Source organism: Bacillus cereus group sp. MYBK222-1 (genome assembly GCF_051916425.1).
GTDB lineage: Bacteria > Bacillota > Bacilli > Bacillales > Bacillaceae_G > Bacillus_A > Bacillus_A paranthracis.
Genome location: NZ_JBQAGP010000001.1, coordinates 1,904,930 through 1,927,669 on the forward strand (window position 1 = coordinate 1,904,930; position 22,740 = coordinate 1,927,669).

Genomic DNA, 22,740 nt, shown 5'->3' on the forward strand with positions numbered 1-22,740 from the left:
AAACTCGGTGCTCTCTGCACCGAGTTTATTTAATAAAAGTCGCATCATACTTATCACTTTGCAACACTTGGAAATGCAAGTTTGCTAAATGTTTCCGTATTTCTGCACTGTCGTCCTCATTTAAATTATTTGCTAAAAACACTATTTCTGTACAGTTCCCCCGTTTATCCATCGCATAAACTGCTTTTGTAACTGTCCATGGCGTATAGCCGTTTTTTTGCCCTGCATGTCTAAATGTTTTACGGTATTTCTTAGCGCTCATATCTGTTTCAACGATGTTAGCCCATACTTTTTCTTCTGCTTCTGTCAGTCCACCCTTATGATTTGCCTTTTGAAGCAGTACCATATAATCGTTTGCAGAAGCAGCTGGCAATCGATCTGACCAAATTTTATCGTAACGTTCCTCTAAATAAAGAGGAATTTCCTTCTGTAATAATGGTCCCTTCTTTTTTAAGCGCTCATGAATAATCATCGCATATTGACGATATTGCTCTTGAGACATTTCTTTTAACTTTTTCTCTATTTTATATTTCGGAACGTGTAGTTCTTTATGCAAATATCCTGGAATGTATAAAGATGAAACGATTGGAAATAGCGGCTGATGTGCTGGAAGCGATAAACTTTGTAAATTCCGATTAATATTATCTAATCCTAACACTTCCATTAAATATTCAGCATTCGCATTCGAACTAAACTTAACCATTCCTTTTGCCACTTCTTCTAAAGAAATCGCTCCTTCAGTTATCTTACCTGTCTTCTCCAAATACCTTTGCCATCTATCTTGCGCACCACCATCTGTATTCGGTACATAATAACGATTCACATCATTTATGGAAACAAAACTAGACGAATCAATTTTCCCTTCCGTAACTTGTTTCGTAAATTCAAGCGCCACAATTAATTTCATTGTACTAGCAACTGGCAATACAACATTCGGATTTACAGAATAAACGACTTTATCATTTCTTTTTACTAGAAGCGCGCTATTTTTTTCATCTTTATGTTCTTCAATAAAAGATGCGATATACTGCGCATCATCATTATTCGAACTCCAAACTTTTTTCACTAAAAAATTACCCGATATTAGCAAAACGAAAATACCCACAATCACTGCGCATACTATAGTTTTTTTCAAGTAAAATTCCTCTCCTATTGTGTAGCTCTTCTCTATCTATCTCTTACAAACAAAATAATGGAGATGATTATTTTAGTAATCATCTCCATTATTTTAACTTGTATTCTCCCATTATGTCTACGTCATAATTTTAACGAAATCTTCGAGGAATTTTTTATAGTGTAACGACCAACCAATTCGAACCCAATTCTTTAAAGCTTTTGCATCAGGTTGAGGACGAAAATCAGCAATACTCTCTCCTTTTGCAATCCCTACTGTATCTACATCGACACGGCGGTATACATAGTCCAAAATAGAGGGATTTGCCGCAACCATCATTGTAACGACGTCATGTACTGGACTCCCTGTTATTTTCGGATTTAATTTTCTATAAGCTTTATAATAATACGTAAAAATCGGTTCAATTAATTTATTAAAACTCGTTTTAGAATGTTTCGTAATGTACTTTACCATCTCTGGCGTAATTATAGCTTCAGATGTAACATTAAGCGGCACCAATGTCACATTCTTGGCATTTTGCATTACTAATTGTGACGCAATAGGATCACCATGAAAATTCGCTTCTGCGACTGGTGTCACATTGCCAGGCATTAAAAAAGCACCGCCCATTATATAATATTCCTTCACATACTTCATCAATGGTTTTTCTAAAATAAATGCTGTCGCAAGTGTCGTTGACCTACCAGCATCAACTATAATTAATTCTCCTTTATATTTTTCAAGTATGTCAAAAAACTCACAAAAAGGCTTTATATTTGGAGAAAGATTTTTTGGCGGTCGAATTGGTCCTAAACCTTCCGCCCCATGAATTTCTGGATAGTATGTTGTAATATCTCCAGATAAAGGGATTTTTGCACCATTAATAACAGGTATGTCTTCCCGCCCTGCCAGTTGCAATAAATATGCCGCATTACTTGTCGCCTTTTCTTGCGTTACATTTCCATATCCAGTTACTACACCAACAATATCAATATCAGGATGTAACAATCCATACATAATTGCCAAAGAGTCATCAATTCCCGGGTCTCCTAAAAACAATACTTTTTTCATCACCCTCAACTCCATCCCCTCAATTGTTATTAATTTATGAATATTCACAGGATTACAGAATAAAAAGAACAAATTTATACGAAAAAACGCAGTCCTCTAAGGACTACGTTCTCCCACTAACCTATACTGTTTTCTTTACAGCACTCATACTTCCAACGATATAAGCGATAAACGCAAAACAAATTGGGAAGACAACTGTATGTATACCGAACGGATTTGGATAGAAAAGATGGATACACATATATGAGCTTACCCCAACTAAAATAGATGCAAGCGCTCCTGTTGCATTTCCTTTCCTCCAATATAATCCTAATACGATTGGCCAAATGAATGCTGCTTCTAATCCACCGAAAGAAAATAAATTTAACCATATTAAAAAATCAGGTGGTTTAATTGCTGCTGCATAAACGAGCAGTCCTACGATAGCAGTAATCCATAAACTCCCTTTTCTAATCGTACTATCTGCCGCATCTTTATTTATGTAATTTACGTATATATCTTTAATGATTGATGAACTTACAAGTAGCAATAACGAGTTTACTGTAGACATAATCGCTGCCATTGGTGCAGCTAAGAAAACCCCAGCTAACCAAGGTGGCAACACTTCCATCGCGAGTAGCGGCATTACTTTATCTGGTACCGTTATACCTGGAAGTACGACTCGTGCGAACACACCCGTTAAATGCATACCAATCATAATTGTACCGACAACAATCGTCCCAATTATTAACGCTTGATGCATCGCTTTTGAATTTTTATAAGACATGGCACGTACACTAATTTGCGGTAAACCGACAACGCCAATTCCAATTAAAATCCAAAATGATGTCACATATGATTTCGTTAAACTACCATCTGCTCCGAATGGTGTAATTAAATTCGGATTGATTTGAACAAGTTCCTGCATAATCTTTTCAATTCCACCACCGGCAACGACAGTAGCAATTAAGATGATTGTCGTTCCAACTAACATAATGATACCTAATAACGTATCTGATAAAGCAACTGCACGAAATCCACCAATTAATACGTACACAAGTACAGAAAAAGTAAATAAAAATAGTGCTGTTGTATAAGAAAGACCCGTTAGCGACTCGATTAATCGGCCACCGCCGACCCACTGAGCTACTGTTGCTGAAAATAAAAAGATAATAATACATAACGCAGAAAGTATGACAACTGCTTTATTATTATATCTTCCCTTTAAATAATCGATAAGAGTAATGGCTTCCATCTTCCTAGCAATAATGGCAAACTTTTTACCGATAACTGTTAAAACGATATAACCTGTTACAACTTGAATCGCAGATAACAATACCCATCCGAGCCCCATATTGTATGCTATACCAGGGCCACCAATGAAGCTACTAGCACTACCGTACGTAGCAATCATTGTCATTGCTAATAATAAACCACCGAGCTCACGCCCACCTAAAAAATATTCTTGCAAAAATTTATTATGGGCAGTCGCTTGTACACGTCTTGAAGCATATACACCAATTAAAAATACAACGATAAACGAAATTATCATTGGAATGATTACATACCAATTCATCTATTATTCCTCACTTTTTTCTTCCTCATCGAGTGAAATATCTTGAAATACAAAACGAACAACTAAACTAAGTAAAATAACCATAACGATAAATCCAACGATACAGCTATAAAAAAACCATGCTGGAAAACCAAATACATATGTATATTCACTTGGATTTTTACTACCAAGCCCATAAGCAAATCCGTACCATATTATAAAATTAATAATAGCAAGTCCAAGACCAATTAACGCTTCTCTATGGGCGATTCGAAAGCGTGGATCATCATGATAATTCTTCATTTTTCTCCCTCCTCTCACGATGTATTATTGTACCATTGTTCTTCTAGTTTTTCCTACTAGAAAGCAAAAACAAGCAGGATTTTTTATAATCATATAGAAGACTTTCTTACATTACATATTTTTTACAATTGTAACACAAATGAAATTTGAATTTTCAGTATTTGTTAATTATGATTTTAATTAGAGGCTTTCCATCTAGTTTCCACATCCTTGATTTCGGAATAAACGCCGTCTCGTACTGCGTTTACATTATATTTTCAAGGGGGTTATACAATGAGTCAACTAGCTGTAAATCTTCATGAAAAGGTAGAAAAGTTTCTTCAAGGTACAAAAAAGTTATATGTGAATGGATCTTTCATTGAAAGCGCTTCCGGTAAAACGTTTAACACACCTAACCCAGCAACTGGCGAAACACTTGCCGTCGTTTCTGAAGCTGGTCGCGAAGATATTCATAAAGCTGTCGTTGCAGCTCGCATAGCTTTTGACGAAGGTCCTTGGTCTCGCATGAGCACTGCTGAGCGAAGCCGGCTTATGTACAAGTTAGCTGATTTAATGGAAGAACATAAAGAAGAGCTTGCACAGCTTGAAACGTTAGATAACGGAAAGCCAATCCGTGAAACAATGGCAGCAGACATACCACTTGCAATTGAGCATATGCGCTATTATGCTGGCTGGGCGACGAAAATCGTTGGTCAAACAATCCCTGTTTCCGGTGATTACTTTAACTATACACGTCATGAAGCTGTTGGTGTCGTTGGTCAAATTATCCCTTGGAACTTCCCACTTCTTATGGCAATGTGGAAAATGGGAGCAGCGCTTGCTACAGGATGTACAATCGTTTTAAAACCTGCAGAACAAACTCCACTATCTGCCTTATACTTAGCTGAATTAATTGAAGAAGCTGGATTCCCGAAAGGTGTTATTAATATCGTTCCTGGATTCGGTGAATCAGCTGGACAAGCTCTTGTTAATCATCCACTCGTTGATAAAATTGCATTTACTGGTTCTACTCCAGTCGGTAAGCAAATTATGCGCCAAGCATCTGAAACATTAAAGCGTGTTACACTTGAGTTAGGCGGTAAATCACCAAATATCATCTTGCCAGATGCTGATTTATCTCGCGCGATTCCTGGTGCACTTTCTGGTGTTATGTTTAACCAAGGACAAGTATGCTCTGCTGGATCACGTTTATTTGTTCCGAAGAAAATGTATGATAATGTCATGGCTGACCTTGTCCTTTACTCTAAAAAATTAAATCAAGGTGCTGGCTTAAGTCCAGAAACTACAATCGGTCCTCTCGTTTCCGAAGAACAACAAAAACGTGTAATGGGCTACATCGAAAAAGGGATTGAAGAAGGTGCTGAAGTACTTTGCGGAGGAAGTAATCCATTTGATCAAGGCTACTTCGTTTCTCCTACAGTATTCGCTGACGTAAATGATGAAATGACGATTGCAAAAGAAGAAATTTTCGGTCCAGTTATTTCTGCTATACCGTTTAACGATATTGATGAAGTAATTGAACGTGCAAATAAATCACAATTCGGCTTAGCAGCTGGTGTGTGGACAGAAAATGTTAAAACAGCACACTACGTTGCAAGTAAAGTACGTGCTGGTACAGTATGGGTAAACTGTTATAACGTCTTTGATGCAGCATCTCCATTTGGAGGATTTAAACAATCCGGTCTTGGCCGTGAAATGGGATCTTATGCATTAAATAACTATACAGAAGTGAAGAGCGTTTGGCTTAACTTAAATTAAAGAGAAAGAACCTGACCTATCCGGTCAGGTTCTTTTCATTATGTATGTCTTTAAACTTGCAGTCCCCCGCTCACATTTAATACTTCTCCTGTAATATAGGATGCGTATTCTGATGCTAAGAAGGCAGCTGCGTTCGCAATATCTTCTGGCGTTCCAATTCTACCAACCGGAATCGCGCCGACCATCTTTTCTTTCACTTTATCTGGTATCGTTTTTGTCATATCTGTATCCATAAATCCTGGGCAAATCGCATTACACGTAATACCGAAATTTCCAACTTCTTTCGCTGCCGTTTTCGTTAAACCTACAACGCCTGCCTTCGTAGCTGCATAGTTTGCTTGACCTATGTTTCCTTCTCTACTAATTGAAGATATATTAATAATACGTCCATACCCTTGTTGTCTCATGTAAAGCAGCGCTGGTTGCATACAATAAAAAACTCCAGTTAAGTTCACTTGTAATACTTGTTCCCAAGCAGACTTCTCCATTTTATGTAACATTGCATCCCTTGTAATCCCAGCGTTATTCACCAAAATATGTAATGTTCCGAATTTTTGAACCGCATATTCAATTAACGACTTTGCTTCATTTTGATTACTCACATCACATCGATATAAGCTCACTTCATATCCTTCATCCAAGAACTCACGTGTCGTTTTTTGTAATTTCTCTTCATTTACATCGCTAATTAATACTTTCGCCCCTAGTTTTGCATACACCCTTGCAATCTCTTTTCCAATTCCCTGTGCAGCTCCTGTTACAACAGCTGTTTTCCCGTTTAAAAACTCCATACCTATCCCCCATTTCTATTACTTATACTGTATATTTCGGCTTTTTACTTTCCAATTCCTCTTTGTATAAAAAAGTCTATTTGTGTCAAACTAACTTTGCAACGTCGCATAAAGTGCAACTTTAATCAGTGGGATTTTCTTCATCCCCACTGATTATCAGCCCTCACCAATCGGACTTTTATGGGCAGTTGATTCCCCACCTCACTTCTTTGCTTTCACTAAATTTTAAGGTGGGGGTCTTACTGCCCATTAAAGCGGGATAAAGTGCAAGGAGATTGTGTCGAATGAACAAAAAAAATTTCAAACAAAACAAAGCTACTGATGGCATTGATGTAGAGTTCTCTCGTGAACTTGCTGACCACAATGACTTAGAAGCAAACGCACGTGCAAATGCCGCTGATGCACGTCAAAAACGCCAGTCAACTGAAAAATAAGGAAAGCACAACCTTATTCTTTTCAACAGGGACCTACTACCCAACAAAATAAACCGAGAGATATCTCTCGGTTTATTTTCTATATTTTTTTGTATAATGTGCCAAAGTAAGTAGCGGATAAATTTGGGCATAGCTATGATAACGAATATAAAACCCACCAGGTAAACCTGTTCCAGTAGGATATTTTTCATTCACATAAGGATTCGCAAGCAAATATGAAATGCCTTTTCGAATAGCTGGCGTTTCTGTATCATAGTAAGAAATGAGAGCATCTAACGCCCATGCTGTTTGAGATGGTGTACTAAATGGTAAAGTAATGAATCTTTTCTCCATACTACTTTGGCATGATTCTCCCCATCCACCATCTTCATGCTGTATATGTTCAAGCCATAAAGCTGCTCGTTTCAATGATGGATTGTTAGATGGAATTCCGAGTGACCGTAAACCTGTCATAACAGCCCACGTACCATATATATAACAAATCCCCCATTTCCCATACCATGATCCATTTTCCTCTTGTGCATTCATTAACCAATTTATCGCACTTTGTTTTTGTTTCTCAGGTAATTCATTTTGCGTATATGTCCCGAAAAGCTCTAACACTCTTCCTGTAATATCTGGTGTGGAAGGATCTGTAATCATATCACTTGCATTTTCGATTGGTAAATTTGCTAATAATTTGCTCGTCACACCTTTTTCAAACGCTCCCCAGCCCCCATCATTATTTTGTAATCCTTTAACCCAATCAATCCCTTTCTGCCAAGCATTATTTACCTTTTCATTCTCTCTACTTCTTGCCAACACTCTTAGTACAGCAGTTGTATCATCAACATCTGGAACTGTCGTATTTACATCCGAAAAACCCCAACCGCCAGGAGTAAGTGCGGGAGCATGTACGCTCCAATCAGCTTTTTTTGTATGCTGTTTTTTTAATAAATATGTTATTGTCTGTTGAATCATCTTGTGATCTTTCGGAACTTGTGCCTCTTGTAACGCATAGCTGAGTAAAGCCGTATCCCATACAGTTGAAGGAGAGTTTTGCAAGTGACTCCCTCTTTCCATCTTCCATATATAAGATGTTATACCAGCTATAGCCTTTTGAATCATTGATGATTGAAGAGAATGCCCTAACGCAAGTAAAGCATAAATCATATAAAACGAGGCAGTTGCGTAACTATATAACGTTCCATTTTCATCAATACGCTCTTTCATGAAACGTTCGACTTCCTCATATCCTTTATGATGTAACGAAAGTGGATACGAGATAATTTGTTTTACATCACTTAATAACGTTTGAAACAAAGGAGACCGATCCTCCCGAAACCATTCTCCGCCCCCGCCCGCAATGTGATTTAAATTTGGCAATAACTTTTTCCCTACTCGAAATCTTTTATTTAAACACACCATCATCGGAATTAAATGGATACGTGCTGAGCTACTCAATTCAAATATACTGAGGGGGGAATCATTCTGTAGAAACATGATTGGTGTTGGTACATGAAAGAGTGAAGGATATTCATATTCTCCATGAATTGCTAATAAAAACTTTGTCATAAAATGAGCACGCGCCACGCCTCCGCGTTCCTTAATGAAATTTTCCGCTCGCTTCATATTCGCATCTTCTTTTGTATATTTTTGCGAAGCAAGTAAGGCGGCATAAGATTGAATGGTAGCTGATAAATTACCTCCCACTTCATCTTCATACAATTTCCACGTTCCTTCATTTGTTTGAAGTGATGCTAACCTTTTTACAAACGGTTCTATCTCTTTATCTCTACCTAATAATTTTAATAAAAAAATCATATGGCAATCTGTTAATGGAGCTCCTTCAAAACAAAATCGCCACGTACCATCTTGCCGTTGCATCGTTTGAAGTGCAGTTGCTCTTCTCGCTATTTCTTCATGCACTTTTTCATATAATAACAAGTTACTCACCCACCCTTTCGAAATCCGTATAACGATATTCAAGAAAGTAGCTGAATATGTATGAATACAAAGAAAAGCAGAACATATAAGATGCTCTGCTTATAAACAATATCCTACTCCGACAATAATCCCTAATAAAGCACCAACTACTACTTCATACGGCGTATGCCCGACAAGTTCATTTAACTTCTTATATTCTGTTTGTCTACCGTGAAAAAACTCATTCAATATTTTCGCCTGTTTACTTACTGCAAGCCTTACTCCTGAAGCGTCATACATAACTATAATGGCAAAAATAGCAGCAATTGCAAATAAAGTACTTTCCACACCTTCCACAACGCCAACACCTGTCGCCAATGCTGTAACAGTTGAAGCATGAGAACTTGGCATCCCACCTGAAGCGAAAAACTTTGCAAAATCAAATTCACCCGTTTTAAATAATTTAAAGACTACTTTCGTTAATTGTGCTAAAAACCATGAAATTACAGCGGCCATAAGCGGATCGTTATGTAAAATCGTTTCCACGTTCTCAGCTCCCTACTAGCTATAATGGAAATCCTATAGTATCAGTATAAAGAAAAATGCGTAGAAAATACTACGCATTACGATACTTTTGCTGATTTATTTTTTATAAATTTCGGTTGTTTCTGCACTAAGAACTTTGTTTTCGCTACCGAGAATACAACTAATGCAACCCATATACAGAAAAATGCAATCATATGAGTAGATGTGAAATGTTCACCAAATACGAATACACCTAAAATCAAACTAATTGTTGGTGCAATATATTGTAAAAACCCTACCATATAAAGCGGAATAAGTTGGGCTCCTTTTGCAAAATAAAAAAGTGGCAATGCTGTAACAATGCCCGCTCCTATTAATAGTAATGTCGATGACATTGAGATCGAGCCAAATGAGCCGAAACCATGTACTCCTGTCATTACTAAATAAATAATCGCAAACGGCGTTACTAACATCGTTTCCATCGTAAGTCCAATTGTCGCATCATAGTTTAACATTTTTTTTGTTAATCCATATAATCCAAATGAAAGGGCAAGTGATAAAGAAACCCACGGAATAGCCCCGAAACGTACTGTTAAAATGATAACCCCTACTCCAGCTAAGCCAACTGCAACGTATTGCCAAAAGTTTAACTTTTCCTTTAAAACGACTGTACCAAGTAAAATACTAATAAGCGGATTAATATAATAGCCAAGACTTGCTTCAATGACATGATTATGATTAACGGCCCATATGTAGACAAACCAGTTTCCGCTAATCAAGACTGAAGCTATTGTTAATGACATTAATAATTTAGGTCGTTTAAAAAGATTCACGAACTCTCCAATAAACTGACGAAATCTCTTCGTAACACCTAATACGATTAACATAAACACGAACGCCCAAACGATGCGGTGTGCTAATATTTCATCTGCTGGGACTTCCTCAACCCATTTCCAATAGATTGGTAGTATTCCCCACATCGTATACGCACCAGCCGCATATATAATCCCTTTTTTTTGCTCTGCTGATTGACTCCCCATCTTCCTTTTTCTCCTCTTCTCATTTTTTCTCCATTATACGTTCCCACGTGCTCACTTTACCAATAATCAATCTGCATTTCTTTCGACATTTCTCATACAACGAATAATAAACATACCGTTATTACAACAAGTAACGGTATGCCGAAAACAAATTTCTTTTTATGAGTTTTATGATGAAACATATACATACCGATCCAAGCTCCAACTGCTCCCCCAGCTGCTGCTGATAAAAACAACGTACTTTCTGGCGTTCTCCACTGTTTCTTCTGCGCTTTTCGTTTATCAAGCCCCATAAGGCTAAAAGCTATAACGTTAATCATAATAAAATAAATCCATTTCATCGCTTTCTCTCCCTATGAAAAATTCGCTTAATGGTAACATGAAAAAACGATGGAAACAACTGAAGAACACTTTTTATTAATTCGTTACCTCCATATTTACATAGCCAATCAAAAGACTAATTATAGCTATTAAATAGAAAGGTGTTATGGGCAAGATCCTTATATTTCATTCCCTTCACCCACTACCATAGCATCAAAAAAACTTCTCTCAATCACTTTTTCATCAAAGTGAAGAACTACAATTAGCCCTACATATAAAGAAACGAAATGTAAAAACCATTCCCCATTATCATCCTTATTAGCTAAACATTTAAATATCTCTTGAAATTGCATACGCTCGTCTATAGCAACAACCGGTCGCACACCAAAATATTTCAATACGAAATGTAAATCAAGCTGCACGGATAAGGATAAAATATATTTTAATAACTCCGTATAATGAGCAACATTTTTTTGACTATATAGCTTCACGAGCTTTTGATGTAAATGAGCAATCGATAATTCTTCATCAGTCATTTTTGTTGCTTCTATCGTTTCAATCATCTTCTTCATATTCATTACATTTACCCCTCCTGTTACAAAACAAAAGCCAAAGCTTATTTATTTTATAATCAGCAATAATTGAGTATTTCTCGTCTCTCTTTCTTCTTCACTAACTAAGTCATACTTTTTTAGAAGATGAAAGACATCATTTAATATTTCTTGTGAGTGATTACCTTGCAAAAAATTTTTTAATCCTTTAAAAATCTCTTCAGATAAAAAACTCTTTTGACTTTCAAGTTTATTCATTACATCTTCAATAGAATGATCGATATTACACACCATAAAAATCCCTCCTCTATCCTTTATAAATAATATCTTCTGCTAACGATGTAAACACTTCTCCAACAAGAGAATCTTCATCATATACAGATGAACCGCTATTTTCTTCACGTTTTGCAAAAGGTACTTGTGTGATTACTTCTGTTTGCAATTGTTCTGCTAACATTTCGCCGCCGCCTTTTCCAAACAGATAATTTTTCGATCCATCTTGTTCTTCATAATAAGCCATATTTTCCACAATACCTAAAATCTCATGTTTCGTATGTTTTGCCATTACGCCTACTCTAGATGCTACGAATGAAGCTACATTATGTGGTGTTGTAACGATAATTTCTTTCGCCTGCGGAATCATTGCTGCAACATCAATAGCAACATCTCCTGTACCAGGTGGTAAATCAAGAAGTAAATAATCTAATTCTCCCCAGTGCGTATTCGCAAGGAAATTTTGAATCCATTTATTTAACATCGGTCCGCGCCACATAACCGGATTATTTCCTTCTGTAAAAAATCCCATAGACATAATTTTAACACCGTGACTAATAACTGGAATTGCTGTTTGATCAATCATCGTTGGTTTTTGATTCGTTTCCATCATAGCTGGAATGCTAAAACCATATATATCTGCATCTAATATCCCCACTTTTTTGCCCATACGAGCTAAAGCTGTTGCAAGATTAATTGTTACAGTTGATTTTCCGACCCCACCTTTTCCGCTCGTTACAGTAAGAAATTGTACTCCTGAATCAGGACGAAGCATGCTTGGCATACCAGTTTCTGTTCTAGTATTTTTCTTTAACTTCTCTGTTAAGACTGCACGTTCTTCTTTTGTCATAGAACTAAATGTTACAGCCACTTTAGAGGCACCAATTGCGTGAAGCGATTCTTCAATATCTTGTTGAATTTTTGATTTTAACGGACATCCTTGAATCGTTAGCACTACTTCAAGTTTAACCTCTGTTCCATTCATTTGTATATTTCTAACCATGTTTAACTCCACAATACTTTTGTGTAATTCTGGATCCTCTACATGTTTTAACGCATTCATTATTTGTTCTTGAGTAAGCATAGAACTCATCCCTTCTCGTATTCGAATTTATATATAGCATCTTCTTATCGTTTCAAGAAACGCTTATTATCCACCACTAACAGGCGGGATGAATGCGACAATATCTCCAGCTCGTATCATCTCTTCATTCGTTACAAACTCTTCATTAACAGCCACCATCACTCTATCAAGCGATTGTAAACTATAGTTTGCTTTGAGCCATTCTTTTAATTGCTGCACAGTCATTTCTTGTTTTTCGGAAATTACGAATCGATCTAACCCGACTTCCTCACGCAAATTTGCAAACAGTAAAATTGTAATCATTTTCTCATTCTTCCTTCTTCGGTTTTCCTGCTGGATATGGTGTATTTTCAAGTTGATCGCCAATCCACATCGTCCCATCTTCCCAAAATTCTTTTTTCCATATTGGGACGATTCCCTTTATACGTTCAATTGCGTATTCATTCGCTTCATAAGCTACTTTGCGATGCGGTGATGAAACTGCGATGACTACCGCAATATCCATTATTTCTAGCCGTCCTACTCGGTGCGTAATTGCTATTTTTGCGTCCGGCCATCTTTCACTAATTTCTTCACCAATTCTCATAAGTTGTTTTACTGCCATCGTTTCATATGCTTCATACTCTAAATGTAGCGTTCGTTTTCCTTTTGTTAATTCTCTCACTGTACCAATAAAAGTTGTAATCGCACCTGCGTCTCTTCTTGCAACCTTATTTGTTACTTCTTCAACTACAATCGGTATATCTACAATTTCAAATAGCACTTGTCCCATTAGAATCACCTCTCACTTTATAAAATGTCCAAGGCCATTCACTACCTTCGTTATCTTCCAACAAGAGAACATCTACGAACATATCTTTTTTATACCCTCTCGTACCACTTGGAAGTACAATAAATATATTTGTCTCTGCTAGAGAAGAAACTGAGCTAGATTTATCAAACCCTGACGGATAAGCGATTAACTGCCCTTCGTTATATGTTAGTTTTCCTCGTACAAATCTTGTAAATGGATTTGGCTTTAAAAAGTCTTCTCCTAATAACGCTTTTTCTCTTTTCACATGTGCTTTTTCACTAAACATATACGTTCGAATACAAGGTCTTACAAACAATTCAAATCCTACGTAACAAGCAGATGGATTTCCTGATAAACCGAATAATAACTTGCCATTTAATTGCGCTACAGTCGTAACACTTCCTGGCCTCATTGCAACTTTATTGAAAAGAACTGATGCACCTAATTTTTCATATATAGCTGGCAAATAATCGTAATCCCCTACTGATACACCACCTGTTGTAATGAGCATATCTACTTGGCTTATTGCTTCTTTTACAGCCGTAAAACACGTATAAAAATCATCGCTAAACTTCCCAAAATATTTTACTCTTCCGCCTGCTCTTCGGATTTGAGACAATATCATATACGTATTACTATTTCGGATTTTCCCTGGCTGTAATGAATCGTTTACATCCAGTAATTCACTGCCAGTCGCTAATAGTCCAACTACAGGCTTTCTCGCAACTGGCACCTCGCTATACCCGAACGTAGCAAGAAGAGCTGAAATACCTGGATGAATGTATGTTCCTTTCTTTGCAAGAACCGTTCCTTTACGAGCATCTTCACCTTGAAAAGAAATATTATCGCCCGTTTTGAATGACCGTTTCAATTCCATATACTTACTGCCAGCCTCCTCATATTGACGGGTCAGCTCTAGCATAACAACTGCATCACATCCACTCGGAATCTGTGCTCCCGTCATAATTCGAACTGCTTGAAACGGACCTACTTTCTCATCGAATAGCGATCCTGCACCAATTTCACCCACTACTTCAAATACAATTGGCGTTTCATAACTTGCTAAATTCGTATCTTCTGCTCTAATAGCAAACCCGTCATACGGTGAACGATTAAATGACGGCACATCATGGTCAGCTACTAAATCCTCTGCTAATATACGTCCGTAAGCTAATTCAATAGGTAGTAGCTCCTTTAAGCCGTTATGAGCAAATCCCATCACTTTACGAACAGCCTCTTCAACTGTGATTGGTACTCTTCTTTCCATTGTTGACAACCCTTTCTATTAGCCGAATACGCGATAATATAGTTGTTTCGCTTTCGAAATATCATTTGTGCCATGAATAAAAACACGACCATCCCGAAAAACAACGATGCGGTACTCATCTAATTGGCAAGATAGTAAATACGGATTCCGATTTACTTCCCCCACTTTTTTTAATACTTTTTCTATATCATCAAAATTGTATTTTCTATTGTCTACTGGTCTAATTTGAACTGTATTTCTTCCGCATAAAGCAGCTACCTTCGTTTGATTTTCGTATAATAAATAAGGATAAATGCGATTCAAACCGCACGAAGGGCAATTGTCTGTCTTGATTTTCCCTAGTTTTATAAAATGGTTTTGATTACTCCATATATCAAATATGAAAAATGTTTTTCTAATTGCTGCAAAATCTTCTACTAAAATTTTGAGTGCTTCCGCCACTTGATATGCTGCGACGATTTGTACAGTCGGGCTAATAATTCCAGCTGTATCACACGTCACACCTGTAACTGGAACGTTCTTCAGCACACAATGTAAACAAGGTGTCTCTTGCGGAATAATTGTACAACTCATACCGTACGAGCCAACGCAAGAACCATATACCCACGGGATATTATATTTTTGTGATAAATCATTTATTATAAATCGGATATCGAAATTATCTGTTGCATCAATTATTACATCAACATTTTCTAATAGTCCTTCCAAGTTTTCTGCACATGCATCCATTACGAAAGCATCTATTTGTACTTCCGAATTAAGTTTTTCTAGCCGATTTTTAGCAGCGATTGCTTTTGGCAATTTCTCTCTCGCATCTTCTTCAGAGTACAGTTGTTGTCTTTGTAAATTACTCCATTCAACATAATCACGATCAATAATCGTCAACTTCCCAATGCCTGCACGTACGAAACTTTCAGCACTTGCACTTCCTAATGCGCCTGCCCCTACAATTAACACATGTTTATTTCGAATCTTTTCTTGTCCTCTACCCCCAATCGGTTTGAACAACTGTTGTCGTGAATACCGCTCAGCCATTACATATACCCTTCCTCTCACGAACTCTATTTCATATTAGAATGCTGTTTTTGATAACAAGCAAAGTACGCAAATCCAACAAAACCAGCCCCGCCAATTACATTTCCGATAAAGACAGGAACAAAATTTCTAGCAAGATCCATCCACGTCAGATGCCCTGCAAAAATGACTGCTGAGATGACGAACATATTTGCTACTACTTGCTGAAATCCAATCACTACAAATGCCATTATTGGAATCCAAATTCCGATTATTTTTCCGACAAAATCACTCGTCCCATAAGCGAGCCAAAGCGCCAAACAAACGAGCCAATTACACCCAATTGCTAAAATTAAAGTTCTTCCAAATGATTCGTGTAACTTGCCTTCCGCTATCGCTACTGTTTTATTTAAATAATCCCCTTCTGTTAATCCGCCAAGATGCCCGAAACAATACGCTACGAAAATAGCTCCTACAAAATTCATGAAAGTAATCCAAATCCAGTTATTCAGCACACTTACGAATGTAATTTTCTTTGCATAAAGCGCCATAGACATTGACATCATATTTCCGGTAATTAATTCTCCTCCTGCTAATACGACGAGCATGAGTCCAACAGGAAAAACCGCGCCTCCTAAAACATTTACTAAACTCCCCCAGCGCTCAGGTAAATTACCTAAAACGCGAATGTTAAGTAAAAAACCGAGCGAAATAAATGCTCCTCCTAAAAAACCGAGAATAAGCATTGCTGGCAAGGTCTGACTTACTTTTTGAACACCGGCCTCAATAACAAGCTCAGCAATTTGTTCCGGTTTATGAAATGACATTACCAATTCCTCCATTTTCTCCAAATAAAAAAGCAGCTTCAAAAAACCTCTTCAAAATAAAGGTTTTTGAATGCTGCTTAATTTCTCTGCACATCTTTTACAGAGAGATCAATCATCACTTTTACTATAAAATAGAAAATCTACAATTCTTGTACACCTTCCATTTTTCACTTTTATGTCAACTTTATATTAACCACCGATATGTGACATTTCAATTTTAGGCATAGCTTTTTTATTACTATTACTTAACCGTTCATCTGAATAACGATCTTCTCGGTTGTTCCATATGTCCCGTACGACATCTGTTATTTCCTCGTCAGTGCAGTCAGATCGAAGCAGGTCTCTCAAGTCATTTCCTTTAGAAGCGAATAAACAAGTATATAATTTTCCTTCTGCAGAAATACGAGCTCTCGTACATGAAGAGCAAAAAGAATCTGTTACTGATGAAATAACACCTATTTCTTCATCACTTCCAATATAACGATAGCGAGTCGCAACCTCTCCTACATAATTCGCTTCTATTCGTTCTAATGGCATAACTTGATGAATCGTATCTACTATTTCTTGTTTAGAGACGACCTCTTTTAACTCCCAACCGTTATAATTTCCAACGTCCATATACTCAATAAAACGAAGAATATGCTTGTTTTCCTTAAAGTATTGCGCCATCTGCAAGATGTCCTGTTCGTTTTTCCCCTTTTGAACGACCATGTTTATTTTAATTTTCATACCGACTTCAGCTGCAGCTTGTATTCCTTCCAGAACCCTTTGTACTTTGCTTCTATTACCATTCAAATAGAAAAACCGCTCTTCTTCTAAGGAATCTAAACTAACTGTCACACGTGATAAACCCGCCTTATATAAATCAGGAGCAAACTTTTTAAGTAACGATCCATTAGTTGTTAAACCGATATCCTCCACACCATCTATTTTATTCAGGCGTTCGATAAGCTGCGGAAGACCTCTTCGAAGTAACGGTTCTCCGCCTGTAATCCGTAATTTTCTAACACCTAAAGAAACGAAAATACGCGTTATCCTTTCAATTTCATCAAAAGATAAAATTTTATCATTAGACAAAAACGAGTAATCAGGACCAAATATTTCTTCTGGCATACAATATCGACAGCGAAAATTACAGCGATCAGTAACTGAAATACGTAAATCCTTTAACGGACGTTGTAGTTTGTCTAATGTGACAGATTTCATATTTATTGCCTCGCTTTTATTTAGTTTATATTTAAAACACGCTCCGGATGCGTATATACATTTAAGGATTCATTCCGAATAAATCCTATCGTAGTAATACCTAATTCTTCAGCTAGCTGTAAAGCCAACTCAGTTGGAGCTGATTTTGACAGTATAATTTCACAACCAATTTTTGCAACTTTCAATAATATTTCCGAAGAAATACGACCGCTAAAAACAATAATTTTATCTCTTATAGAAATATTATTTTTTAAACAATAACCGTAAATTTTATCTAACGCATTATGCCTTCCGATATCCATTCGACTTAAAATAATACCATTCACATTGCACAAAGATGCATTATGAACGCCCCCTGTATGACGAAATGTCTCCGCAGATTGCTGCATTTCTTTCATTAATCGAAAACAGTCTTCTGCAGTAACCTGTACATGGACGCCATTCATTTTCTTTGCGCTTAGTGCATCATTTGCAAAAACAAATCCTTGTCTACTCATACCACAGCATGAAGTAATATAACGTTTATTTTGCATTTGTTCGTAATACGGATTTACTTTTGCCGTCGTGACATGTACAAATCCTTCTTTCTCTTGTACCCATATGTCATCAATATCTTCATACTTCCGAATGATTCCTTCAGATGCTAAGAAGCCTATTACCATATCTTCTATATATTCTGGAGTACTAACCATTGTAACAAACTCCTGTCCGTTCATTTTAATCGTGACTGGAAACTCTGTTACAATGCTGTCCTCTATATGTTTAAACGCCCCTTGTTCATAACGAAAGATTTCTCTTTCTACCTGTATCGGTTTCACGATCAGTATCCTTCTCTCACGTTATATTTTTATCAAAAACAAATACCGAAACTGCAATATCTTCTTCTACTTTCATATCTGAAAATAGATTCACTAATTTCGCTCCAACAAGTTCCTCCAAATGTTCACGGGAATTTGCAGCATACACTTCTTGAATCATTTTCGTTCTAGCCATATGAACCATTTCCGCACCGTCCATCGTACTTGAAATGAATTTTTCAGTAGGTGTTAAGTTTCCGTAAAGAGTCGCAATCGCCATATTTTCAGCGAAAACAGTATGAATTCGTTCTGGCCCTTTTCCGAAAAGTTCCTTTCGAAGTTTTCGAATCATATCATTAAATTCATGTACTTTTTTTGACATACAATTATACCTCCCAAAAAACCTCATTTTACTTTATTATATATTTTACCAAAATGAGCCTTCCGCCCAAACTATTTCGTACAAACATTTGGGCGAAAAGATTCACTTCGTGAAGGTTACTCGTCTTTTAACCCTTTACCCATACCTTTTAAGAAATGAAGCCCAAATCCGATAGCACGGTTAATGTCTGGGTCTTTCAATACTTTCATAAGATCGAATACCCCTACCTTTTTATTACTCTCTAAATGTTCATTACCTTCTTCTAGCCCTACCAATAAGCTACTTATAAGCTTTTTCGTAAGTTCCGGATCAAGTTCTGTTAAAGCACCTGCAGCCCCCATCATATTATTAATTAAATTTGTAACAGGCTCACGAGTCACTTGGCCAAGAACAATTTTTGCGATTGGTTCTTTCGCCTTTAGCATAGAATTAGCTGCTTCTAACATGCCAATATCATTCAATTCCCCTACTATATTAAACATTTGATTTAGAGCGTCTTCATTATTAGTTAGAAGTTCTTTTAAATCATCTAATTTTTGCTGTTTTACTTCTTCCTCAGTTAATTCTTGTTTTTGAATCATTTTTATAGGTGCAGCCATATTTTTCTCCTCCTACTTATCCGTTAAATGCACATACCCTGGACGTGCCCACTTACGATGTACCTCAATACCAGATTGAGGATGACGTTTTTTATTACGCGGGTTCGCTTTTGGCATCGGATTTTCGCCATCAACTTCCAGCACTTCCATACGCACTTTCGTCTGTTTATAAGCAGGTGTGTTCGTACGCGTATCAACGGCAAGACCTGTTAAGAAATTAATTGCTGTTTCATTATTTGTAGAGTTCATCGGTAAATATAACTCATTCGCTTTTACACGATCTGTTACAAGTGCCCGTAATTTTAACGCTCCAAACGGAGAGACAAGACGGACTAATGAACCAGTTTTTACTCCACGTTCTTTTGCAAGTGCTGGAGAAACTTCAACGAAAACGCCAGGCACTTTCGTTTGAATACCTGTTGATTTATTTGTCATATTCCCTTCATGGAAGTGCTCAAGCATACGACCATTGTTAATATGAAGGTCGAACTCAGCTGGGAATTCAGCTGGGCGCACCCAGTCAGCAATCGCAAAACGAGCTTTTTTATCCGGGAAGTTAAATCCATCTTGGAAAAGAAGCGGTGTATTCGTTCCATCAAAACTTCCCCAATGGAAACTATTCCACCCTTCCAATACTTCATAGTTTGCTTGTGAAAATAGTGGTGATAAACTTGCCATTTCAGCAAAAATTTCACTTGGATGACTATAACTCCAGTTTGCACCTAATTTATTCGCAACTTCCTGCACAATCCACCAGTCTGGCTTCGCATCTCCAAGCGTAGGAAGAACTTGATATAGTCTTTGAACACGACGCTCTGTATTTGTGAAAGTACCTTCTTTTTCAAGAGATGGCGCTGCTGGTAATACAACATCTGCATATTGAGCCGTTTTAGATAAGAAAACATCTTGCACAACGAAGAAATCAAGGCTTGATAATACTTCATGTACATGATTCGCATTAGAGTCTACAAGAGCCATGTCTTCTCCGACAAGATACATAGCTTTCATTTTCCCTTCGTCAATCGCGTGAAGCATTTCAATATTATTCAGACCTGGTTCGCTATTAATTTTCACTCCATAAGCCATTTCAAATTTCGCACGTTCCATATCGTTCGTAACGTGTTGATATCCAGGAAGCCATCCTGGTAAAGTACCCATATCACAAGCACCTTGTACGTTATTATGACCTCGAAGCGGATATGCACCAGCGCCTGGACGACGATAATTACCTGTTGCAAGTAGTAAGTTTGAAATCGCAGCGGAAGTATCAGATCCACCTGTATTTTGCGTTACCCCCATTCCCCAAAGGATACATGTACCATCTGCATCACGAATCATTTCAGCCATTTGAATCAGTGTTTCTTTTGAAATACCAGTCATTTCTTCTGCATATTCAAGTGTATATGCTGTAAGGCTCTCTTTGAAATCTTCAAAGAAATTTACATTCTCATCAATAAATCGTTGATCGTGCCAGCCTTGATCAATCATATATTTCGTAACAGCCATTAACCATACTTGATCTGTTCCTTGTTTTGGACTAATAAAGACATCTGAACGCTCTGCCATTTCTGTTTTACGAAGATCAGCCACAATTAATTTTTGTCCGTGTAATTTATGTGCACGTTTAATACGTGTAGCTAAAACAGGATGACCTTCTGTCGGATTACAACCTACAATAATAACAAGACCAGATTGTGCAATATCTTTAATCGTTCCAGCATCTCCGCCCATACCAATTGTACGGAATAATCCGTCTGTCGCTGGTGATTGACAATAACGTGAGCAGTTATCAATATTATTCGTTTCAAATACTTGTCGAGCTAATTTTTGAATCACATAATTATCTTCATTCGTAATTTTAGATGAAGAAATAAAACCGATAGCATCTTTACCGTACTCTTCTTTAATCGATCCTAATTTACTTGCAACTACATTCAACGCTTCTTCCCATGTTGATTCAACAAACGTTCCATTTTTACGAATTAAAGGTTTCGTAATTCGTTCTTTAGAATTTACGAAATCCCAACCAAATTTTCCTTTTACACAAGTAGAAATTGCGTTAACTGGCGCATCAGAAGAAGGTTGTACTTTAAGAATTTTACGCCCTTTCGTCCACACTTCAAATGAACAACCTACACCACAAAATGTACATACTGTTTTCGTTTTCTTCGTACGAGTATCACGCATGGCCGCTTCCACTTCTGATACCGCAAAAATACCGCTATATCCAGGCTCTACTTCTTTAATTAAATCTACCATCGGTTCAAGAATATCTGGCTTTAGTCCCGTCATAAATCCAGCTTCACCGAGCATCGTTTTCTCCATTAAAGCGTTACAAGGACAAATGGTTACACATTGACCACAACTAACGCATGAAGAATCATTAATATTTACTCCTTCATCCCAAATCACTCGTGGGCGTTCCGCTTCCCAGTCTATCGATAATGTTTCATTTACTTGTAAGTTTTGACACACCTCTACACATTGACCACATGCAATACATTGATTCGGGTCATAACGATAAAACGGATGCGTCATATCAACTTCACTTACATCTACTTTCGGTTCATAAGGATATTTTTGATGTTCAATTTCCATTAATTCTGCTGTATTATGCAGTTTACAGTTCCCATTGTTGTTGTCACATACTGTACAGTATAATAAATGATTTTCTAGTAACCGATCCATCGCCTCTGTTTGTGCTTCTTTCGCACGAGTAGAATTACGTTCAATGTTCATACCTTCTGTCGCTACTGTCGAACAAGAGCGCATTAACTTTCCGTCAACTTCTACAATACAAGTGTCACATGTTTGAATAGGATCTACTTCTGGCACGTAACAAATTTGCGGATGTTCAATCCCGTTCTCATTTATAACACCCAATATCGTTGAACCGGGCTCCGCTGTATACTTTTTTCCGTCAATTGTAATATGAACCATGTTGTTATTCATGGTCTTTCCCCCTTTTTGAGAATAAAAAAAACTCCACCACGAAAATATACGCACCACATTTCGGCACGTTATTATCATGGTGGAGTAGTTTATTAGCACATCTTGCTAAAATACCAATCCATTTATTCATAAATAAAACGATAGAGTCATAACAGGTCATATCACGATTCCATCTTTAACACTATAATTATAGCGTTAA

At 37.1% G+C, this 22,740-nt stretch carries 24 protein-coding genes; 2 read left to right on the forward strand and 22 right to left on the reverse strand.

Going from position 1 to position 22,740, the window contains the following annotated elements:
* Positions 1–25: 25 nt before the first annotated feature.
* From ACTFR9_RS09825 to ACTFR9_RS09840, 4 genes are all read right to left on the reverse strand, one after another.
* A complete protein-coding gene (locus ACTFR9_RS09825; protein ID WP_000751358.1) occupies positions 26–1,135 on the reverse strand; it encodes a serine hydrolase in 1,110 nt (369 codons plus the stop codon).
* Positions 1,136–1,252: 117 nt separating this feature from the next.
* A complete protein-coding gene (locus ACTFR9_RS09830) occupies positions 1,253–2,200 on the reverse strand; it encodes a nucleoside hydrolase (RefSeq protein ID WP_155005152.1) in 948 nt (315 codons plus the stop codon).
* 106 nt (positions 2,201–2,306) lie between these two features.
* Positions 2,307–3,740, reverse strand: a complete 1,434-nt coding sequence (gene panF, locus ACTFR9_RS09835; RefSeq protein WP_001104829.1) for a sodium/pantothenate symporter — start codon at positions 3,738–3,740, stop codon at positions 2,307–2,309.
* Positions 3,741–3,743: 3 nt separating this feature from the next.
* Complete coding sequence (locus ACTFR9_RS09840) at positions 3,744–4,022, reverse strand: YhdT family protein (protein ID WP_000800722.1); 279 nt, start codon at positions 4,020–4,022, stop codon at positions 3,744–3,746.
* A gap of 273 nt (positions 4,023–4,295) precedes the next feature.
* Here ACTFR9_RS09840 and dhaS point away from each other — a divergent pair, with 273 nt between their 5' ends.
* On the forward strand, positions 4,296–5,780 hold the full coding sequence (gene dhaS, locus ACTFR9_RS09845; RefSeq protein WP_000080286.1) for an aldehyde dehydrogenase DhaS: 1,485 nt from the start codon (positions 4,296–4,298) through the stop codon (positions 5,778–5,780).
* A gap of 50 nt (positions 5,781–5,830) precedes the next feature.
* On the opposite strand, the gene fabG is transcribed toward dhaS, so the two are convergent.
* Positions 5,831–6,571, reverse strand: a complete 741-nt coding sequence (gene fabG / locus ACTFR9_RS09850; RefSeq protein WP_000395021.1) for a 3-oxoacyl-ACP reductase FabG — start codon at positions 6,569–6,571, stop codon at positions 5,831–5,833.
* Positions 6,572–6,855: 284 nt separating this feature from the next.
* Between fabG and ACTFR9_RS09855 the strand changes: the two genes are divergently transcribed.
* Positions 6,856–7,005, forward strand: a complete 150-nt coding sequence (locus tag ACTFR9_RS09855) for a YfhD family protein (RefSeq protein WP_001035808.1) — start codon at positions 6,856–6,858, stop codon at positions 7,003–7,005.
* A gap of 72 nt (positions 7,006–7,077) precedes the next feature.
* Here the strand turns inward: ACTFR9_RS09855 and ACTFR9_RS09860 are convergent, their stop codons facing one another.
* The 17 genes from ACTFR9_RS09860 to fdhF form a co-directional block, all read right to left on the reverse strand.
* Positions 7,078–8,931, reverse strand: a complete 1,854-nt coding sequence (locus tag ACTFR9_RS09860; RefSeq protein WP_000928135.1) for a terpene cyclase/mutase family protein — start codon at positions 8,929–8,931, stop codon at positions 7,078–7,080.
* Positions 8,932–9,030: 99 nt separating this feature from the next.
* Complete coding sequence (locus ACTFR9_RS09865) at positions 9,031–9,456, reverse strand: divergent PAP2 family protein (RefSeq protein WP_000447815.1); 426 nt, start codon at positions 9,454–9,456, stop codon at positions 9,031–9,033.
* 77 nt (positions 9,457–9,533) lie between these two features.
* Complete coding sequence (rarD, locus tag ACTFR9_RS09870; RefSeq protein ID WP_000535534.1) at positions 9,534–10,475, reverse strand: EamA family transporter RarD; 942 nt, start codon at positions 10,473–10,475, stop codon at positions 9,534–9,536.
* Between the two features lie 92 nt (positions 10,476–10,567).
* Positions 10,568–10,816 carry a DUF1294 domain-containing protein gene (locus ACTFR9_RS09875; RefSeq protein ID WP_000871344.1) on the reverse strand — a complete coding sequence of 83 codons (249 nt, stop codon included), beginning with the start codon at positions 10,814–10,816 and terminating at the stop codon, positions 10,568–10,570.
* A 159-nt stretch (positions 10,817–10,975) separates the two neighbouring features.
* Positions 10,976–11,374 (reverse strand): hypothetical protein, encoded by a 399-nt coding sequence (locus tag ACTFR9_RS09880; protein WP_001056287.1) that lies wholly within the window; start codon positions 11,372–11,374, stop codon positions 10,976–10,978.
* Positions 11,375–11,416: 42 nt separating this feature from the next.
* The gene (locus ACTFR9_RS09885; RefSeq protein WP_000227057.1) at positions 11,417–11,641 is read right to left on the reverse strand and encodes a hypothetical protein; all 225 of its coding nucleotides are present in this window, start codon (positions 11,639–11,641) and stop codon (positions 11,417–11,419) included.
* Positions 11,642–11,654: 13 nt separating this feature from the next.
* Positions 11,655–12,704, reverse strand: coding sequence for a P-loop NTPase (locus ACTFR9_RS09890; protein ID WP_000957503.1), 1,050 nt, complete (start codon positions 12,702–12,704; stop codon positions 11,655–11,657).
* A 66-nt stretch (positions 12,705–12,770) separates the two neighbouring features.
* Positions 12,771–13,007 (reverse strand): molybdopterin converting factor subunit 1, encoded by a 237-nt coding sequence (moaD, locus tag ACTFR9_RS09895; protein WP_000628477.1) that lies wholly within the window; start codon positions 13,005–13,007, stop codon positions 12,771–12,773.
* A gap of 4 nt (positions 13,008–13,011) precedes the next feature.
* A complete protein-coding gene (gene moaE, locus ACTFR9_RS09900; RefSeq protein ID WP_000531871.1) occupies positions 13,012–13,476 on the reverse strand; it encodes a molybdopterin synthase catalytic subunit MoaE in 465 nt (154 codons plus the stop codon).
* A complete protein-coding gene (gene moeA, locus ACTFR9_RS09905; RefSeq protein WP_000442207.1) occupies positions 13,457–14,764 on the reverse strand; it encodes a molybdopterin molybdotransferase MoeA in 1,308 nt (435 codons plus the stop codon). The genes moaE and moeA overlap by 20 nt, the downstream gene beginning before the upstream one ends.
* A gap of 18 nt (positions 14,765–14,782) precedes the next feature.
* Positions 14,783–15,799, reverse strand: coding sequence for a molybdopterin-synthase adenylyltransferase MoeB (locus tag ACTFR9_RS09910; protein ID WP_000840955.1), 1,017 nt, complete (start codon positions 15,797–15,799; stop codon positions 14,783–14,785).
* A gap of 26 nt (positions 15,800–15,825) precedes the next feature.
* Positions 15,826–16,605 carry a formate/nitrite transporter family protein gene (locus tag ACTFR9_RS09915; protein WP_000007900.1) on the reverse strand — a complete coding sequence of 260 codons (780 nt, stop codon included), beginning with the start codon at positions 16,603–16,605 and terminating at the stop codon, positions 15,826–15,828.
* A 189-nt stretch (positions 16,606–16,794) separates the two neighbouring features.
* Positions 16,795–17,811: a GTP 3',8-cyclase MoaA gene (moaA, locus tag ACTFR9_RS09920; RefSeq protein WP_000844147.1), complete on the reverse strand. Its 1,017-nt coding sequence runs from the start codon at positions 17,809–17,811 to the stop codon at positions 16,795–16,797.
* Positions 17,812–17,831: 20 nt separating this feature from the next.
* Entirely contained in the window at positions 17,832–18,629 is a 798-nt protein-coding gene (fdhD, locus tag ACTFR9_RS09925; protein WP_000802675.1) for a formate dehydrogenase accessory sulfurtransferase FdhD, read from the reverse strand.
* Positions 18,630–18,645: 16 nt separating this feature from the next.
* Positions 18,646–18,990: a DUF2294 domain-containing protein gene (locus tag ACTFR9_RS09930; protein WP_000039582.1), complete on the reverse strand. Its 345-nt coding sequence runs from the start codon at positions 18,988–18,990 to the stop codon at positions 18,646–18,648.
* Positions 18,991–19,106: 116 nt separating this feature from the next.
* A complete protein-coding gene (locus ACTFR9_RS09935) occupies positions 19,107–19,589 on the reverse strand; it encodes a DUF1641 domain-containing protein (protein WP_000729907.1) in 483 nt (160 codons plus the stop codon).
* 12 nt (positions 19,590–19,601) lie between these two features.
* Positions 19,602–22,541 carry a formate dehydrogenase subunit alpha gene (fdhF, locus tag ACTFR9_RS09940; RefSeq protein ID WP_001063649.1) on the reverse strand — a complete coding sequence of 980 codons (2,940 nt, stop codon included), beginning with the start codon at positions 22,539–22,541 and terminating at the stop codon, positions 19,602–19,604.
* Positions 22,542–22,740 lie beyond the last annotated feature (199 nt).

Coding starts and splice junctions, on each gene's coding strand:
- ACTFR9_RS09855 (WP_001035808.1), top strand. CDS start 6,856: ATGAACAAAAAAAATTTCAAACAAAACAAAGCTACTGATGGCATTGAT.
- moaD (WP_000628477.1), bottom strand. CDS start 13,007: ATGATTACAATTTTACTGTTTGCAAATTTGCGTGAGGAAGTCGGGTTA.
- panF (WP_001104829.1), bottom strand. CDS start 3,740: ATGAATTGGTATGTAATCATTCCAATGATAATTTCGTTTATCGTTGTA.
- ACTFR9_RS09910 (WP_000840955.1), bottom strand. CDS start 15,799: ATGGCTGAGCGGTATTCACGACAACAGTTGTTCAAACCGATTGGGGGT.
- ACTFR9_RS09830 (WP_155005152.1), bottom strand. CDS start 2,200: ATGGAGTTGAGGGTGATGAAAAAAGTATTGTTTTTAGGAGACCCGGGA.
- rarD (WP_000535534.1), bottom strand. CDS start 10,475: ATGGGGAGTCAATCAGCAGAGCAAAAAAAAGGGATTATATATGCGGCT.
- ACTFR9_RS09885 (WP_000227057.1), bottom strand. CDS start 11,641: ATGGTGTGTAATATCGATCATTCTATTGAAGATGTAATGAATAAACTT.
- fabG (WP_000395021.1), bottom strand. CDS start 6,571: ATGGAGTTTTTAAACGGGAAAACAGCTGTTGTAACAGGAGCTGCACAG.
- ACTFR9_RS09935 (WP_000729907.1), bottom strand. CDS start 19,589: ATGGCTGCACCTATAAAAATGATTCAAAAACAAGAATTAACTGAGGAA.
- fdhF (WP_001063649.1), bottom strand. CDS start 22,541: ATGAATAACAACATGGTTCATATTACAATTGACGGAAAAAAGTATACA.
- ACTFR9_RS09930 (WP_000039582.1), bottom strand. CDS start 18,990: ATGTCAAAAAAAGTACATGAATTTAATGATATGATTCGAAAACTTCGA.
- ACTFR9_RS09880 (WP_001056287.1), bottom strand. CDS start 11,374: ATGAATATGAAGAAGATGATTGAAACGATAGAAGCAACAAAAATGACT.
- ACTFR9_RS09875 (WP_000871344.1), bottom strand. CDS start 10,816: ATGAAATGGATTTATTTTATTATGATTAACGTTATAGCTTTTAGCCTT.
- ACTFR9_RS09890 (WP_000957503.1), bottom strand. CDS start 12,704: ATGCTTACTCAAGAACAAATAATGAATGCGTTAAAACATGTAGAGGAT.
- ACTFR9_RS09915 (WP_000007900.1), bottom strand. CDS start 16,605: ATGTCATTTCATAAACCGGAACAAATTGCTGAGCTTGTTATTGAGGCC.
- moaE (WP_000531871.1), bottom strand. CDS start 13,476: ATGGGACAAGTGCTATTTGAAATTGTAGATATACCGATTGTAGTTGAA.
- ACTFR9_RS09840 (WP_000800722.1), bottom strand. CDS start 4,022: ATGAAGAATTATCATGATGATCCACGCTTTCGAATCGCCCATAGAGAA.
- dhaS (WP_000080286.1), top strand. CDS start 4,296: ATGAGTCAACTAGCTGTAAATCTTCATGAAAAGGTAGAAAAGTTTCTT.
- moaA (WP_000844147.1), bottom strand. CDS start 17,811: ATGAAATCTGTCACATTAGACAAACTACAACGTCCGTTAAAGGATTTA.
- moeA (WP_000442207.1), bottom strand. CDS start 14,764: ATGGAAAGAAGAGTACCAATCACAGTTGAAGAGGCTGTTCGTAAAGTG.